The following is a 13051-nucleotide window of genomic DNA, read 5'->3' on the forward strand; positions in this document are numbered from 1 at the left end:
TGATCTCAAGCCAGTGAAGGGGACGAGAGCGCACCGACGCGCCGCCCCTGATCGAGCAGACGGACGGGGTTTTCGGAATGGCGGCGCGGGAGCGTGGGGTTGCGTGCGGACGACTGGCGGGGCTCGCCCTGGCCGGCGTGTCGCTGCTGGCATGGGTGCCCACCATGGCACAGGCTCAGGCGACGCGTGCGCTTCCGAAACGGACCGGGGCGACCCCCGTCGCCGCGCCGGCCGCCGACGCGGTCGCCCTGTCGATTCCGGACGGGCCGCTCGAACCCGCCCTCGTCCGCTTCACCGAGCAGGCCAAGGTCAAGCTGGTCTACGGCACCGACCTGACCCGGACCCTGACGACGGCCGGGCTCGAGGGCACGTTCCCGCCACTGGAGGCCCTCGGCCGGCTCCTCGACGGAACCGGCCTGAGCTACCGTAGGGTGAGCCCGTCGACCCTCACCCTGGTCAACCCGCGCTACGCCCAGCTCGGGGGGCAGCCCGGGGAGGCCGTGCGCCTCGACGAGATCGTCGTCGAGGGACGACCCGCCGGGCGCGCCGCGGCCGGCCTGCCGCCGCCGACCGGGACGGTGGGACAGCCGCCCCCGCCCTTCGCCGGCGGCCAGGTCGCCACCGGCACCCGCGTCGGCTTCCTCGGCAACCGCTCGGTCCTGACGACGCCGTTCAACGTGACCGGCTTCACCGAGAAGCTGATCGCCGACCAGCAGGCGCGCAGCCTCGCCGACGTGGTGCTGAACGATGCGTCGGTGCGCAACGACGCGCCGCCCTTCAGCGAGCGCGACTCGTTCTTCATCCGCGGCTTCCCGGTCACCAGCCTCGACGTCGCCTTCGACGGGCTGTTCTACCTCGCCAACCCGCGGCGCACGCTCACGGAGGGCCTGGAGCGGGTCGAGATCCTGAAGGGCCCCTCGGCGCTCATCAGCGGCGGCACCGGCCGCGTCGGCGGCACGATCAACCTGATCCCGAAGCGCGCCTACGACGAGCCGCTGACCCGCCTCACCACGACCTACCTGAGCGACTCGCAGGTCTGGACCCATGCCGATCTCGGCCGCCGCTTCGGCCCGTCGAAGGAATGGGGCGTGCGGACCAACCTGTCCTACCGCAACGGCAACACGGCGCTCGACAAGAACGCCATCGAGGTCGGCGTCGCGACGCTCGGCCTCGATTATCGCGGCGAGCGCCTGCGCGCCTCGCTCGACCTCGTCCACAACACCCAGAACATCACGGCGCCGACCTCGCTGTTCAACTCGGTCGCGCCCGGCGTTCCGGTGCCGCGGGCGCCGAATCCCCATCTCAACACGGCAAGCTCGCTCGAATACATCGACACGCGCTACAACATGGCGGCGGGCCGGGTCGAGTACGACATCCTGCCCGACACCACGCTGTACGCCGCCGGCGGCGTCAGCCGCTACAACGAGGACTTCCTGACCTCGGCCTACCGGATCACCAGCGTGACCGGCAGGGCGACCAACACCCTGTCGATCCAGCCGCAGGAGATCACCGGCATGACCGGCGAGGTCGGCCTGCGGGCGAAGTTCCAGACCGGCTTCATCGGCCACCAGATCAACGTCGCGGCGGTCGAGGCGGACAACCGGAACTATCGCGGCGGCTTCCTCGCGCCGACCCTGCCGGTCTTCCAGACCAACATCTACGATCCGGTCCACCTGCCGCGCGGCTCGGTCGCCACCGCCCTGCTGCCGCGCTCCGACGGTGGCCGGCCGCTCTTCGTCAAGCTCGCCGTGCGCAGCGTCGGCATCGCCGACACCCTGTCACTCGGCGACGACCGCTTCCTGCTGACGCTGGGCGGACGCTTCCAGCAGATCGACCAGCAGAGCTACAACACCCGCCTCGGCGCGGGCTTCGGCAGCCTGTCGACGAGCTACGACCAGGGCCGGTTCAGCCCGGCGCTCGCGGCGGTGTTCCGCCCGACCGACAACCTCTCGTTCTACGGCAACTACATAGAAGCGCTCGATCCCGGCCCGTCGCCGCCGCCCACGGCCGTCAACGCCAACGAGATCTTCGCCCCCGTCGTCAACCGGCAGAAGGAGTTCGGCGCCAAGTACGATTTCGGCACGGTGGCGGTCACCGCCTCGCTGTTCGAGATCGAACAGCCCAACGCCTTCACGGATTCCGGTACCGGTCGGTTCTCGGTGAGTGGTCTGCAGCGCAACCGTGGTCTCGAACTGACGGCTTTCGGCGAGCCGCTGCCGGGCGTGCGCCTGGTCGGGGGCGTTACCTTCATCGACGGGCGCCTCGTCAACACGCTCAACCGCCAGTTCGACGGCAACCGCGCCCCCGGCGTCCCCGACGTGGCGTTCAACCTCTACGGCGAGGTCGACCTGCCGCCGTGGCTCGCCCCCGGCCTGACGCTGACCGGCCGCGCCATCTACACGAGCGGCCAGTTCTACAATCAGGCCAACACGCAGAGCGTGCCCGACTGGACCCGCTTCGATGCCGGCCTGCGCTACACCTTCGAGGGCGCGTCCGGAAAGCCGGTGACGGTCCGGGCCGTGGTCGAGAACGTGTTCGACAACGCCTACTGGGCCTCGGCCGCCCGGGGCTTCCTGGCGGTGGGCGCGCCCCGCACGGTCATCGTCTCGGCAACGATGGATTTCTGAGGAGGGGGCCGGACCGGGACGAGGATGGCCCGCTCCCCTCTCCCGTGTGGGAGAGGGGAGCGCACTCGCTTCTGAGACCGTCGCCGTCGTCGCTGTCCGGCGGCCGCGGCAGCGAAACGGGCGGCGCCTCGCAGACCACAGACTCGCCAGGCATTGGCCCCATGATGATACCGATCACCAAGCACTCGATATTCAGGTAGAGTTGCTTTTAATAGTTCGAATATACGTGTCTATACGCGTATTTTCGGTGTTTTACCTTGACCGAGCTCGCCATGAAGGCGATAGACACAGCCACGACGGAGATCGACGCGCCTCTCGCGCAGGCTCCGCAGCCCGGTCGATCCGATCCCGCTCCCGATCGCGAGATCCGCGCCGCCGGCCCGGCATCTCCTCCGGAGGCCAGAACGAGGTTTGGTCGTCATGCCCCCATCATCTCAAGGAGCCGCCGAGGCGGCGGCGTTCCGCAGCTTCGCCAACGGGTACCGGCGCGAGATCGATGCCGGGATCCCGGTGCGCCACGCGCTCGCCGACGGGCCGCCGGCTCGTTGCGTCGAGTGGAACCTGCGCAGCCAGCGGGTCGCGATCCGGGCCGAGATCGTCGCCCCCTCGCTCTGCGGCGCGCAGGGATTCGGCCGGCTCTGGACACGCCACCTGCACGAGCCGCGCTGGCGCGCGATCGCGCCGATGCGGGCGCTGCAGGACCTGCTCGGCGAGGCCTACGCGCGCTGCGACGAGAGCGGGGGCGACGGCGCACGGGAGCGCGAGCTGGACCTGCTGGGCCGGGTGCTCGACAGCTACCGCGAGACCGCCCGCCAGCTCGCCCTCGCCCCGCCCGAGGGCACGGACTTCATCGCTGCCGAGCGCGCCCTGGTCTTCGGCCACTGGCTGCACCCGACGCCGAAGAGCCGGCAAGGCCTGACGCCCTGGCAGGCCAAGGCCTACGGGCCGGAGGAAGGCGGGGAATTCCGCCTCGTCGCCTTCGCGGCGGACGCCTCCCGGGTGCGGCACGATTCGGCCGTCGCCCGCTCGGCCCCCGCGATCGCCCTCGACCTCCTCGGCACGGATGCCGGGCGGCTGGGCTTGCGGCCCGGCGAAATCACCCTGCCGATGCACCCGCTCCAGGCCGAGGCGCTGCTGCTCTCCCCACATATCGCCGCGATGGTGGAGGCCGGGACCTTGCGCCCCCTCGGCGCCGTCGGTCGGCGTTTCACCGCGACCTCGTCGCTGCGCACCGTCTACGCGCCGGAGAGCGACTGGATGGCGAAGTTCTCGCTGCCCGTGACGCTCACCAACTCGCTGCGGGTCAACCGGATGGCCGAGCTGCAGGCCGGGGTGGCCGTCGCGCGGCTGCTCGCCCGCAGCAACGAGGCGGAGCACCCCGCCTTCCGAATCCTCGCCGATCCCGCCTACCTGACGCTGGCCTGCCCGGGCCGGGAAGAGAGCGGGTTCGAGACGGTGTTGCGCGAGAGCCCGTTCCGGGGCGAGGCGGCGCGCGGCATCGCCACGGTGGCGGCGCTGACCGCCGAGCCGGTGCCGGGCCGTCCCTCGCGGCTGGAAGCCCTGCTGCGGCGCCTCGCGCCCCAGGATCTCGCCCAAAGGGACTTGGCCCATGCGGCGCGGACCTGGTTCAGCCTCTACCTCGACTGCATGGTCGAGCCGGTGGTCGCGCTCTACGACCGGCACGGCATCGCGCTGGAGGCGCACCAGCAGAACGCGCTCCTCGACGTCGCCGAGGGCTGGCCGCGCCGCGGCTTCTACCGCGACAACCAGGGCTTCTACCTGTCGCAGGCCGCCCGCCCGCGCATCGAGCGCCTGGTGCCGGAGGCCGGCGCCATCGCATCGCTGTTCTTCGACGACCGCGAGATCCGGCGGCGCCTCGCCTATTACCTCGTGGTCAACCAGGTCTTCTCGGTGATCGCCCGCCTCGGCCATGACGGGCTGGCGCGGGAAGACGTGCTCCTCGACGACCTCGCCCGCCGGCTGGAGACGATCGCCCGCCGCATGACCGGTCCGGGCCGGGCCTTCGCCCGCTCGGTCCTCGAGGGGCCGGTGCTCTGCACCAAGGCCAACCTGCGCGTACGCCTCGCCGCCCGCGACGAGCTGGCCGACGGCGAGAGCGCCGGCACCTATATCGACATGCCGAACCCGCTTGCCGAGCGGCACGGCAGCCCGATCCGGTCGGACCGTGTCCTTGCCTCCTGAGCCGCCCGAGGACCGGGTCCTGCGGCAGCTCGCCGAGGCGGTCCTGTTCGAGGGGCTGGGCGAGGCGATGCCCGGCGACGGGCGGCTCCGCTGGCGGCTCGGCGGGCAGAGCTTCCGCGCCGCCGGGACGATCGGCCCGTTCGGCCGCCCCCGCCTCGTTCCGGGCACGGTCGAGATGGCGGGTGCGGCCGGGGACTGGCGCCCCGCGCCGCTCGCCGCCCTGGTCGAGGCCCTGCCGGCCGAGCGGGAGCGGCTTGCACGCCTGCTGGCCGAACTTCGCCAGACGGTCGCGCTGTGCCGCTGGAATCTCGAAAACCGGCCAGCGCCGGAGCGCCGGGGGCTCCCGTTCGCGGCGCTCGACGGGGCGTTGGGGGAGGGCCACCCCTACCATCCCTGCTTCAAGGCGCGCACCGGCTTCACCCTGGACGACCACGCCGCCTACGGGCCGGAAGCCGCCCGGCCGTTCCGCCTCGACTGGCTCGCCCTGCCGCGCGACGCCGTCGCGCCGTCGTGGCCCGGCAGCGAGGGGACGTGCTGGCGCACGACGCTCGGCGCCGACCGGGACGGGCTGCTGCACCGCCTGCACGCGGCCGGCCATTCCCCGGCCACGCACGCGATCCTGCCGGTCCATCCCTGGCAGATGCGCCACCTCTCGGGCGAGGAGCCGCTGCGCTCCCGCCTCGCGGCGGGCGAGGCGGTGGCCCTCGGGCCGGCCGGGCCGCGCTACCGCGCGAGCCAGTCCCTGCGCAGCCTGCACGATGCCGACGACCCGCGCCGCGCCAGCGTGAAGCTGGCCTTGAGCGTCGTCAGCACGTCGAGCCTGCGGATCCTCGATCCGCATTTCGTCCTGACCGCGCCGGCGCTGTCGGAGTGGCTCGCGGCCATCGTCGCCGGCGATCCGGCCCTGGAACGGATGACCGTCCTGCAGGAATTCGCCGCCGTCCTCGCCGACCGGGACGGCCCGCTGGCGGGCCGGCTCGCGGCGATCTGGCGCGAGAGCCCGGACCTCGCGCCCGGCGAGGCGGCCCTGCCGTTCAACGCCCTCGGCGTCCACGAGCCCGACGGCGGCACCTTCGTAGGGCCGTGGCTGGCGCGGTACGGCCTCAAGGCCTGGCTCGACCGGCTGGTCGAGGTCGCGGTCCTGCCGGTCTGGCACCTCCTGGTGGCGCACGGCGTCGCGCTGGAGGCGCACGGCCAGAACATGATCCTGGTCCACCGCGACGGCTGGCCCGAGCGGGTGATCCTGCGCGACTTCCACGAGAGCGCCGAATACGCGCCGGATTTCCTCCGGCACACGCCGCCCGTGCCGGATCTCGGCGCCATCGACCCGGCCCATGCCGGCCCGCCCGACGACCGCTTCCATGCCATGCGCTCGGCGGCGGTGCTGGCCGAGCTGGTGACCGACAGCCTGTTCGTCTTCAACCTCGCCGAGATCACCCACGTGCTGGCCCGCCGGCACGGGCTCGACGAGGCCTGGTTCTGGGCCGGGCTCGGCCGGCGCCTGCGCCGCCACGCGTCCGGGCACGGACTGACCGGCCGGCTCGCCGCCTTGGGCGTCGAGGCGCCGGTCTTGCGGGTCGAGGCGCTGCTGGCGCGCAAGCTCGGGCTCGACGAGGCGCGCTGCAGCCGTCTCGTGCCCAACGCCCTGTTCCCCTCCCCCCTCCCCCTCCCCCTCCCGCGGACAGGCTCATGATCGAGATCGACGGACGCATCCTCGCGACGGACGAGATGGAGGCGGCCCTCGCCCATTTCACCGCGAAAGCCGGACTGCGGGGCGGCAGCGGCGAGCGCGTCGCGGCGCGGTTCCGCGACAACGCGTCGAGCCTCGCCTTCATCCTGGCCGCCCGCCGGGCCGGGGCGACGCTGCTGCCGATCCACCCGGCCCTGCCGAATGACGGCGCGCGGCGGCTGGCAGTGCGGGCCGGCTGCCACCGGGTCTTCCTCGACGACCTGGTGGCCGAGCCCCTGGACCGGGCGCCCCCGCCCGTGCCGGGCGAGGGCCACCTGCTCCAGATGAGCTCCGGCACCACCGGCGAGCCGAAATGCATCGCCCGGCCCTGGGGCGCGGTCGAGCGCGAGATCGAGAGCTACGTCGCCGCCTTCACCGAACCGGACGGGATGACGCCGGTGATCGCCTGCCCGATCACCCATTCCTACGGGTTGATCTGCGGCCTGCTGGTCGGCCTGCGCCGCGGCCGGGCGCCGGTGGTGCTCGACACCGCCAACCCGAAATACCTGCTGCGGCGCCTGCGCGAACTCGACCGCCCGCTGCTCTACACCTCGCCCGCCATGCTGCACACGCTCGCCCGGCTGATGCCGGAGGGCGAACGCATCCACGCGGCGATGACCTCCGGCACGCTGCTGCCCGCGCCGTGGTTCGCCGCCATCCGCGCCCGGGTCGCGCATTTCTTCCAGCAATACGGCTGCTCGGAGACCGGCTGCATCGCGGTCAACCCGGACCTCGACCGGGCCGACGCGATCGGCCGCCCGCTGCCCCACCACCGCGTCACCGCCGGATCGAGCGCCGAGGCGCCGGCGGAGATCGTCGTCGAGGGCGAGGCGGGCACGGTGCGGACAGGCGACCTCGGCTACCAGCGGCCCGACGGCATGCTGGTCTTCGTGGCACGCTCGAGCGACACGATCAACGTCTCGGGCCTCAACGTCTATCCGGGCGAGGTCGAGGACGTGGTGATGGGCATGCCCGGCATCACCGATGCCGTCGCCTTCGCCAGGCCCGACGCCTTCGCGGGCGAGCGGGTGACGCTGCTCTTCAGCGCCGAGGCGCCGGTGGCGCCCCGCGACCTCCAGGATTGGTGCCGCCGCTGGCTCGCCGGCCATCAGGTGCCGGTCGAGGCAGCGCAGGTGGCGGCGATCCCGCGCCAGGCCAACGGCAAGATCTCCCGCCGCGAGGCCGCCGACCTCTACCGCAGCGGCGCCCTGGAGGCCGCGCAATGACCCGGGAGGAGGCCGTCGCGGCCATCGGCACGGTGCTGCGCGAGGAGATGCATCACCCGCATCTCGACCGGTTCAGCCCGCAGGCGCGGCTCAACGAGGACCTGTACCTCGACTCGGTGCAGGTGCTGCAGCTCGTCCTCTCCCTCGAGATGGGCCTCGGCCTGTCGATCCCCGAGGAGGCGATCGCGACCCGCGACCTCTCGACGGTGGCCGACCTCGCCGGGCTGCTCGCGCGCGAGCCCGACGCCGCCCCGGCCCCCGTCGCCGCCCCGCCTTCTGGCGTGCACGGCGAACTGGCCTACGACCTGAAGATCCACTGCTTCGTCAGCTGCGTCTGCGACGGGCTGAAGGCGCGCGGCATCGACCACCGGCCGTTCTACGCCCTGATCTGGGACGCCGAATTCGCCATCACCGACGGGTTCCGCCTCGCCTACCACTCGGACGCCATGGACCACGAGGGGTTCCGCTACTGGTTCACGCGGCTCTACAGCGTGCCGCTCCACGCCTGGTACGACCATTCGCGCTCGAAGGACGACAATGTCGCGACCCTGCTCGACCTGCTGGCGACGGCTACGCCGGACGAGGGGATCATGGTGATGCTCGACATGTTCCACCTGCCGGAGCGGGAGAACAAGTTCAACCAGAACCCATTCCCGCATTACCTGCTGGTGGGCCTCACCGACGACCCGGACGTCTGGCAGGTGCGGGATCCGGACTTCCGCTGGGAAGGCACGATTCAACGCGACCGGGTGCTGAACGCCATCCGCCAGCCGAGCGTCGCCGGCGGCTACCGGTTCGATCCGTCCCTCGCCCGCCCGCCGGCGGAGGCCGACCTGGCGGCGTTCTTCGAGGCCTGCTTCGTCCTGGACTCGAATCCGCTGGTCGACGCGGTGCGGGCGATCGTGGCGGCCCATGCCGAGGGCCGCGGCGGGCTCGGGCTCGCCGGTCTCGACGGGGCGTTGCGCGAGCTCCCGGTCATCACGATCCGCAAATGGGCCTACGAGCACGGCTTCGCCTTCTTCTGGCGCGCCCTGCACTGGCCCGATGCCGGGTTCCAGCGGATCTGCGACGAGATCGAGACCCTGGTGAACGGCCTCACCGCCCTGCACTACGCCGTGCTGAGGCTCGCCCGAACGGAAGACCCGGCGCAGGTCGCCGACGTCATGGCGAAGCTCGACGCGCTCGACGCGGTCGAGTCCTCGCTCAAGCGCCAGCTCGGCGCGGCCTACCGGGCCTGGCGCGCGCCGCACCGGGCGACACCCCTCCACCGCCCCGTCGAGGAAGGATGCCTGTCATGATCCACTCCCGCGCCGTCGTCGGCACCCTCCACGCGAGCCGCTACCTGCAGCAGCTCGCCAAGCACTGGGCGCACAAGTTCGAGACCACGTTCGATCCGCATTCCGCCCGGATCGCCCTGCCCCTCGGGGAAGCCCGGCTCGCCGCCACCGACGAGGCCCTGACGATCGACCTGTCGGTGGACGACGTGACCAAGCTGCCGGACTTCCAGGCCGTGCTGGTGCGCCACGTCGAGCGCTTCGCGTTCCGCGAGACGCTGCACTTCGACTGGACGTGACGGGCATGCAAGCGATCGGATTGAACGTGACCTTGCGCGCCATGCGCGACTCCGACGTGACGGACCTGTACGAGATGTACAACCAGCGGTCCTTCCGCGACGGGACCCTGGCGCTCCCCTACGAATCCTTCGAGGCGGTCAGGGACTGGGCGACGCCGCGCTCGCCGCGCGACCTGCATCTCGTGGCCGAAGCCGAGGGCCGGGCGGTCGGCGCCGCGGCCCTGCGCCCGTTCTACGGCCGGCGCGCCCACGCGGCCGAGTTCTGGATCGGCGTGAACGACGGTTTCGCCGGGCGCGGCATCGGCGCGACGCTGCTCTCTGCGATCATCGACACCGCCGACAACTGGCTCAACGTCACCCGGATCGAGATGACGGTGTTCGTCGACAATGCCCGGGCGATCGCGCTCTACCGGCGGTTCGGGTTCGAGATCGAGGGCACGCATCGGGCCGCGAGCTTCCGCAACGGCGCGTTCGCGGACGTGCACTGCATGGCGCGGCTGCGGCCGGGGGGCGTGCGGTGACGGGGCCGAGTGCCGGGGCGGCGTCTTGCGAGCCACGCCCCTGTCCCGGACGACGGGAGCGTCGGCGCAAGGAGATCCGGGATCCGGCACGGAAAGTGCCGCGAAGCGGCTCCATCGCTGCAACGTCGCCGACGCACGGCCGCTTCGCGAAGTTTAATGGACGGATCCCGGATCTCCTTCCACGTCGTTTCAGTCGTCCGGGACAGGGGCGTGGCTTGCGAGAAATCTTGCGACTGCCGATGCCGCCGATGCCCTTCCTGTGGGCAGTCATGCCGCGCAGGGTGTCCAGGATCGGGTCTGCCACCTCTGTTTTCGCAATCGAACATCGGCCCACCAGGAGATCCGTCTTGCCGTTACTCAGGATGCTCAGGGTCCCGATCGCGACCTTATTCCTGGCCCTCCTCGCCGCCCCCCTCGCCGCCGCCGAGATCACCGTCCGGCACGCCAGCGGCCAGACGGTCCTGCCGGCTCCCCCGAAAAAGATCGTCGTCTTCGACCTCGCCGCCCTCGACACGCTCGACGCCCTCGGAATCCCGGTCCTCGGGGTGCCGGGCGGGGCCAAGCCCCCCTCCCTCGCGCAATACGACGCTTCCCGCTACCGCCGGATGGGCACGCTGTGGGAGCCCGACTACGAGGCGCTGAACGAAGCCGGGCCCGACCTGATCGTGGTCGGCGGCCGCTCGGGCCCGCGCTACGCGGCCTTGTCGAGGCTGGCCCCGACCATCGACCTGTCGAGCGACCCCGCCGATCCCCTCGGCAGCGAATTGCGCAACATCCGCACGCTCGCCCGCCTGTTCGGCAAGGAGGCCGAGGCCGAGGCGCGGATCGCCCGGATCGAGAGCACCATCGCGACGATCCACGACAAGGCCGGGAAGGCCGGCACCGCCCTGTTCGTCCTCTCGACCGGGGGACGCCTCAGCGCCTTCGGCCGCGGCTCGCGCTTCGGCCTCCTCCACGGCGCCCTCGGCTTCCGGCCGGCGGCGCCGGACCTCGATGCCGGCATCCACGGCCAGCCGGTCTCGTTCGAGTTCATCGCCAAGACCGATCCCGACTGGCTGTTCGTGCTCGACCGGGACGCGGCGATCGGCGCCCGCGGCCAGCCGGCGCGCCAGCTCCTCGACAACGAGCTGGTGCGGCAGACCAAGGCTTGGCGTGAGGGCCGGGTGGTCTACGTCGATGCGGCGAGCTGGTACCTCGCCGCCGGCGGCCTGCGGTCGCTCGAGACGGTCGTCGACCAGATCGCCGCCGCCCTCGACGGCGCGCGCTGACGATGGGATTTCCGCTTCGGCGCACCGCCCTCGCCGGCCTCGCGCTCTTGGCACTCTTGGCCCTCGCCGCGGCGAGCCTCCTCGTCGGCGTCGGCGACCTCGCCGGGGCCGGGATCCTGCTGGCGAGCCGGGTGCCGCGCACGCTGGCGCTGATCCTCGCCGGCGCCGGCCTGGCGGTGGCGGGCGTCATCCTGCAGCTCGTCGTCCAGAACCGCTTCGTCGAGCCCTCGACCGCCGGCACCGCCGAATCCGCGACGCTCGGCATGCTGCTGGTCACGCTGCTGGCCCCCGACGCGCCGGTCGTCGTCAAGATGCTGGCGGCGGCCGCGACGGCGCTCGCCGGCACCGCCCTGTTCCTGCGGGTGCTGCGCGCCATGCCGCTGCGGGCACGGCTGACGGTGCCCCTCGTTGGGATCATGCTCGGCGGGGTGGTCGGGGCGGCCTCGACCTTCATCGCCATCCGCACCGACATGCTGCAATTCCTCGGCACCTGGCAGGCGGGCGACTTCTCGACGGTCCTGCGCGGGCGCTACGAGCTTCTGTGGCTCGCCGCGGTCCTGACCGTCCTCGCCTATGCTCTGGCCGACCGCATCACCATCGCGGGCTTGGGCCGCGACGCGGCGGTCAATCTCGGGCTCGATTATCGCGGCGTCGTGGCCGTGTCGGTCGCGATCGTGGCGATGATCACCGCCGTCACCATCGCGACCGTCGGCACGGTCCCGTTCCTCGGCCTCGTCGTGCCGAACCTCGTCGCGCTCGCCGCCGGCGACAACCTGCGCCGCACCCTGCCGCTCGTGGCAGCCGCGGGCGCCGGGATGCTGCTGGCCTGCGACGTGCTCGGGCGGGTGGTCCGCTACCCTTACGAGATCCCGGTCGGCACCGTGATGGGGGTCGTCGGCAGCGCCCTGTTCCTGGTCCTGCTGCTGCGCCGGGACGCCGGCCATGCATAGCGCCCATTCCGGGATGAGGTCGGTCCACGTCCTGGCCCTCCTCGCTGTCGCGCTCGTCGCCGTCGCCATCGCCTTCATGACGATCGGGGCCAACGGCCGCTGGGGCTTCGTGCTGCCCTTCCGCGGCACCAAGCTCGCCTCGCTGCTGCTGGTCGGCTGCGCCGTCGCCACCGCGACGGTCCTGTTCCAGACCGTGTCGGGCAACCGCATCCTGACGCCGGCGATCATGGGCTTCGACGAGCTCTACCGCCTGATCCAGACCGGCCTCGTCGTCGGGATCGGGACCGGGGGGTTCGGCGATCCGCGCCTGCGCTTCCTCGCCGAGACCGGCGCGATGGTGCTGTTCGCGCTCCTGCTCTACCGCTGGCTGCTGGCCCGGAACGCGGGCGGCCTGCATCGCCTGCTGCTCGTCGGAGTGATCGGCGGGGTGCTGTTTCGCAGCCTGTCGCAGTTCCTGCAGCGGATGCTCGATCCGAACCAGTTCGTCGTGCTGCAGACGAGCTTCTTCGCCAACTTCAACGCCGTCCGCCCGGATCTTCTGGCGCTCGCCGCCCTCCTGGTGCTGGCCGCCGGCCTCGCGACGTGGCGGCTCCTTCCCCGGCTCGACGTGCTGCTGCTCGGGCGCGACGCCGCCATCGCCCTCGGGGTCGATCACCGCCGCACCCTGACCCAGGCGCTGGTCCTCGTGGCGCTGCTGGTCTCGGTCTCGACGGCGCTCGTCGGGCCGGTGACCTTCCTCGGCCTCCTCGTCGCCCACCTCGCCTACCGGATGATCCCGACCTACCGCCACGCCGTCGTGCTGCCGGCCGCCGCCCTCGTCGCGGCGATCACCCTGGTCGGCGGGCAACTGGTGCTGGAGCGGGTCTTCTCGCTCAACGCCGCCCTGTCGATCGTGATCGAGTTCCTGGGCGGCCTCACCCTCCTCGTCCTCCTGGCGCGACGCCCCCGATGAGCG

General features: G+C 72.0%; 10 protein-coding genes. All 10 read left to right on the top strand.

Features of this window, described 5'->3' with window-relative positions:
• Positions 1 to 164 precede the first annotated feature (164 nt).
• The 10 genes from G4G93_RS10025 to G4G93_RS10070 all read left to right on the top strand — a co-directional run bounded on the left by G4G93_RS10025 (position 165) and on the right by G4G93_RS10070 (position 13048).
• On the top strand, positions 165 to 2627 hold the full coding sequence (locus G4G93_RS10025) for a TonB-dependent receptor (protein WP_246736648.1): 2463 nt from the start codon (positions 165 to 167) through the stop codon (positions 2625 to 2627).
• A gap of 420 nt (positions 2628 to 3047) precedes the next feature.
• Positions 3048 to 4829 (top strand): IucA/IucC family siderophore biosynthesis protein, encoded by a 1782-nt coding sequence (locus G4G93_RS10030; RefSeq protein WP_165083643.1) that lies wholly within the window; start codon positions 3048 to 3050, stop codon positions 4827 to 4829.
• Positions 4813 to 6522, top strand: a complete 1710-nt coding sequence (locus G4G93_RS35855) for an IucA/IucC family protein (protein WP_395414279.1) — start codon at positions 4813 to 4815, stop codon at positions 6520 to 6522. Before G4G93_RS10030 ends, G4G93_RS35855 begins: the two co-directional genes overlap by 17 nt.
• Positions 6519 to 7784, top strand: a complete 1266-nt coding sequence (locus G4G93_RS35860) for an AMP-binding protein (protein WP_165083646.1) — start codon at positions 6519 to 6521, stop codon at positions 7782 to 7784. Before G4G93_RS35855 ends, G4G93_RS35860 begins: the two co-directional genes overlap by 4 nt.
• A complete protein-coding gene (locus G4G93_RS10045; protein WP_165083648.1) occupies positions 7781 to 9082 on the top strand; it encodes a DUF6005 family protein in 1302 nt (433 codons plus the stop codon). Before G4G93_RS35860 ends, G4G93_RS10045 begins: the two co-directional genes overlap by 4 nt.
• Positions 9079 to 9357, top strand: a complete 279-nt coding sequence (locus G4G93_RS10050) for a DUF2218 domain-containing protein (RefSeq protein ID WP_165083650.1) — start codon at positions 9079 to 9081, stop codon at positions 9355 to 9357. The genes G4G93_RS10045 and G4G93_RS10050 overlap by 4 nt, the downstream gene beginning before the upstream one ends.
• A 5-nt stretch (positions 9358 to 9362) precedes the next feature.
• A complete protein-coding gene (locus G4G93_RS10055; RefSeq protein WP_165083652.1) occupies positions 9363 to 9878 on the top strand; it encodes a GNAT family N-acetyltransferase in 516 nt (171 codons plus the stop codon).
• Positions 9879 to 10240: 362 nt separating this feature from the next.
• Positions 10241 to 11146: a siderophore ABC transporter substrate-binding protein gene (locus tag G4G93_RS10060; RefSeq protein ID WP_165083767.1), complete on the top strand. Its 906-nt coding sequence runs from the start codon at positions 10241 to 10243 to the stop codon at positions 11144 to 11146.
• A gap of 2 nt (positions 11147 to 11148) precedes the next feature.
• On the top strand, positions 11149 to 12096 hold the full coding sequence (locus G4G93_RS10065; protein ID WP_165083654.1) for an ABC transporter permease: 948 nt from the start codon (positions 11149 to 11151) through the stop codon (positions 12094 to 12096).
• Positions 12089 to 13048 carry an iron chelate uptake ABC transporter family permease subunit gene (locus tag G4G93_RS10070; RefSeq protein WP_165083675.1) on the top strand — a complete coding sequence of 320 codons (960 nt, stop codon included), beginning with the start codon at positions 12089 to 12091 and terminating at the stop codon, positions 13046 to 13048. Before G4G93_RS10065 ends, G4G93_RS10070 begins: the two co-directional genes overlap by 8 nt.
• The last annotated feature ends 3 nt before the right edge of the window (positions 13049 to 13051 follow it).

Origin of the sequence: Methylobacterium sp. DB0501, from assembly GCF_011043735.1 — a bacterium.
GTDB lineage: Bacteria > Pseudomonadota > Alphaproteobacteria > Rhizobiales > Beijerinckiaceae > Methylobacterium > Methylobacterium alsaeris.

Coding starts and splice junctions, on each gene's coding strand:
- G4G93_RS10025 (WP_246736648.1), top strand. CDS start 165: ATGGCACAGGCTCAGGCGACGCGTGCGCTTCCGAAACGGACCGGGGCG.
- G4G93_RS10030 (WP_165083643.1), top strand. CDS start 3,048: ATGCCCCCATCATCTCAAGGAGCCGCCGAGGCGGCGGCGTTCCGCAGC.
- G4G93_RS35860 (WP_165083646.1), top strand. CDS start 6,519: ATGATCGAGATCGACGGACGCATCCTCGCGACGGACGAGATGGAGGCG.
- G4G93_RS10045 (WP_165083648.1), top strand. CDS start 7,781: ATGACCCGGGAGGAGGCCGTCGCGGCCATCGGCACGGTGCTGCGCGAG.
- G4G93_RS10050 (WP_165083650.1), top strand. CDS start 9,079: ATGATCCACTCCCGCGCCGTCGTCGGCACCCTCCACGCGAGCCGCTAC.
- G4G93_RS10055 (WP_165083652.1), top strand. CDS start 9,363: ATGCAAGCGATCGGATTGAACGTGACCTTGCGCGCCATGCGCGACTCC.
- G4G93_RS10060 (WP_165083767.1), top strand. CDS start 10,241: ATGCTCAGGGTCCCGATCGCGACCTTATTCCTGGCCCTCCTCGCCGCC.
- G4G93_RS10065 (WP_165083654.1), top strand. CDS start 11,149: ATGGGATTTCCGCTTCGGCGCACCGCCCTCGCCGGCCTCGCGCTCTTG.
- G4G93_RS10070 (WP_165083675.1), top strand. CDS start 12,089: ATGCATAGCGCCCATTCCGGGATGAGGTCGGTCCACGTCCTGGCCCTC.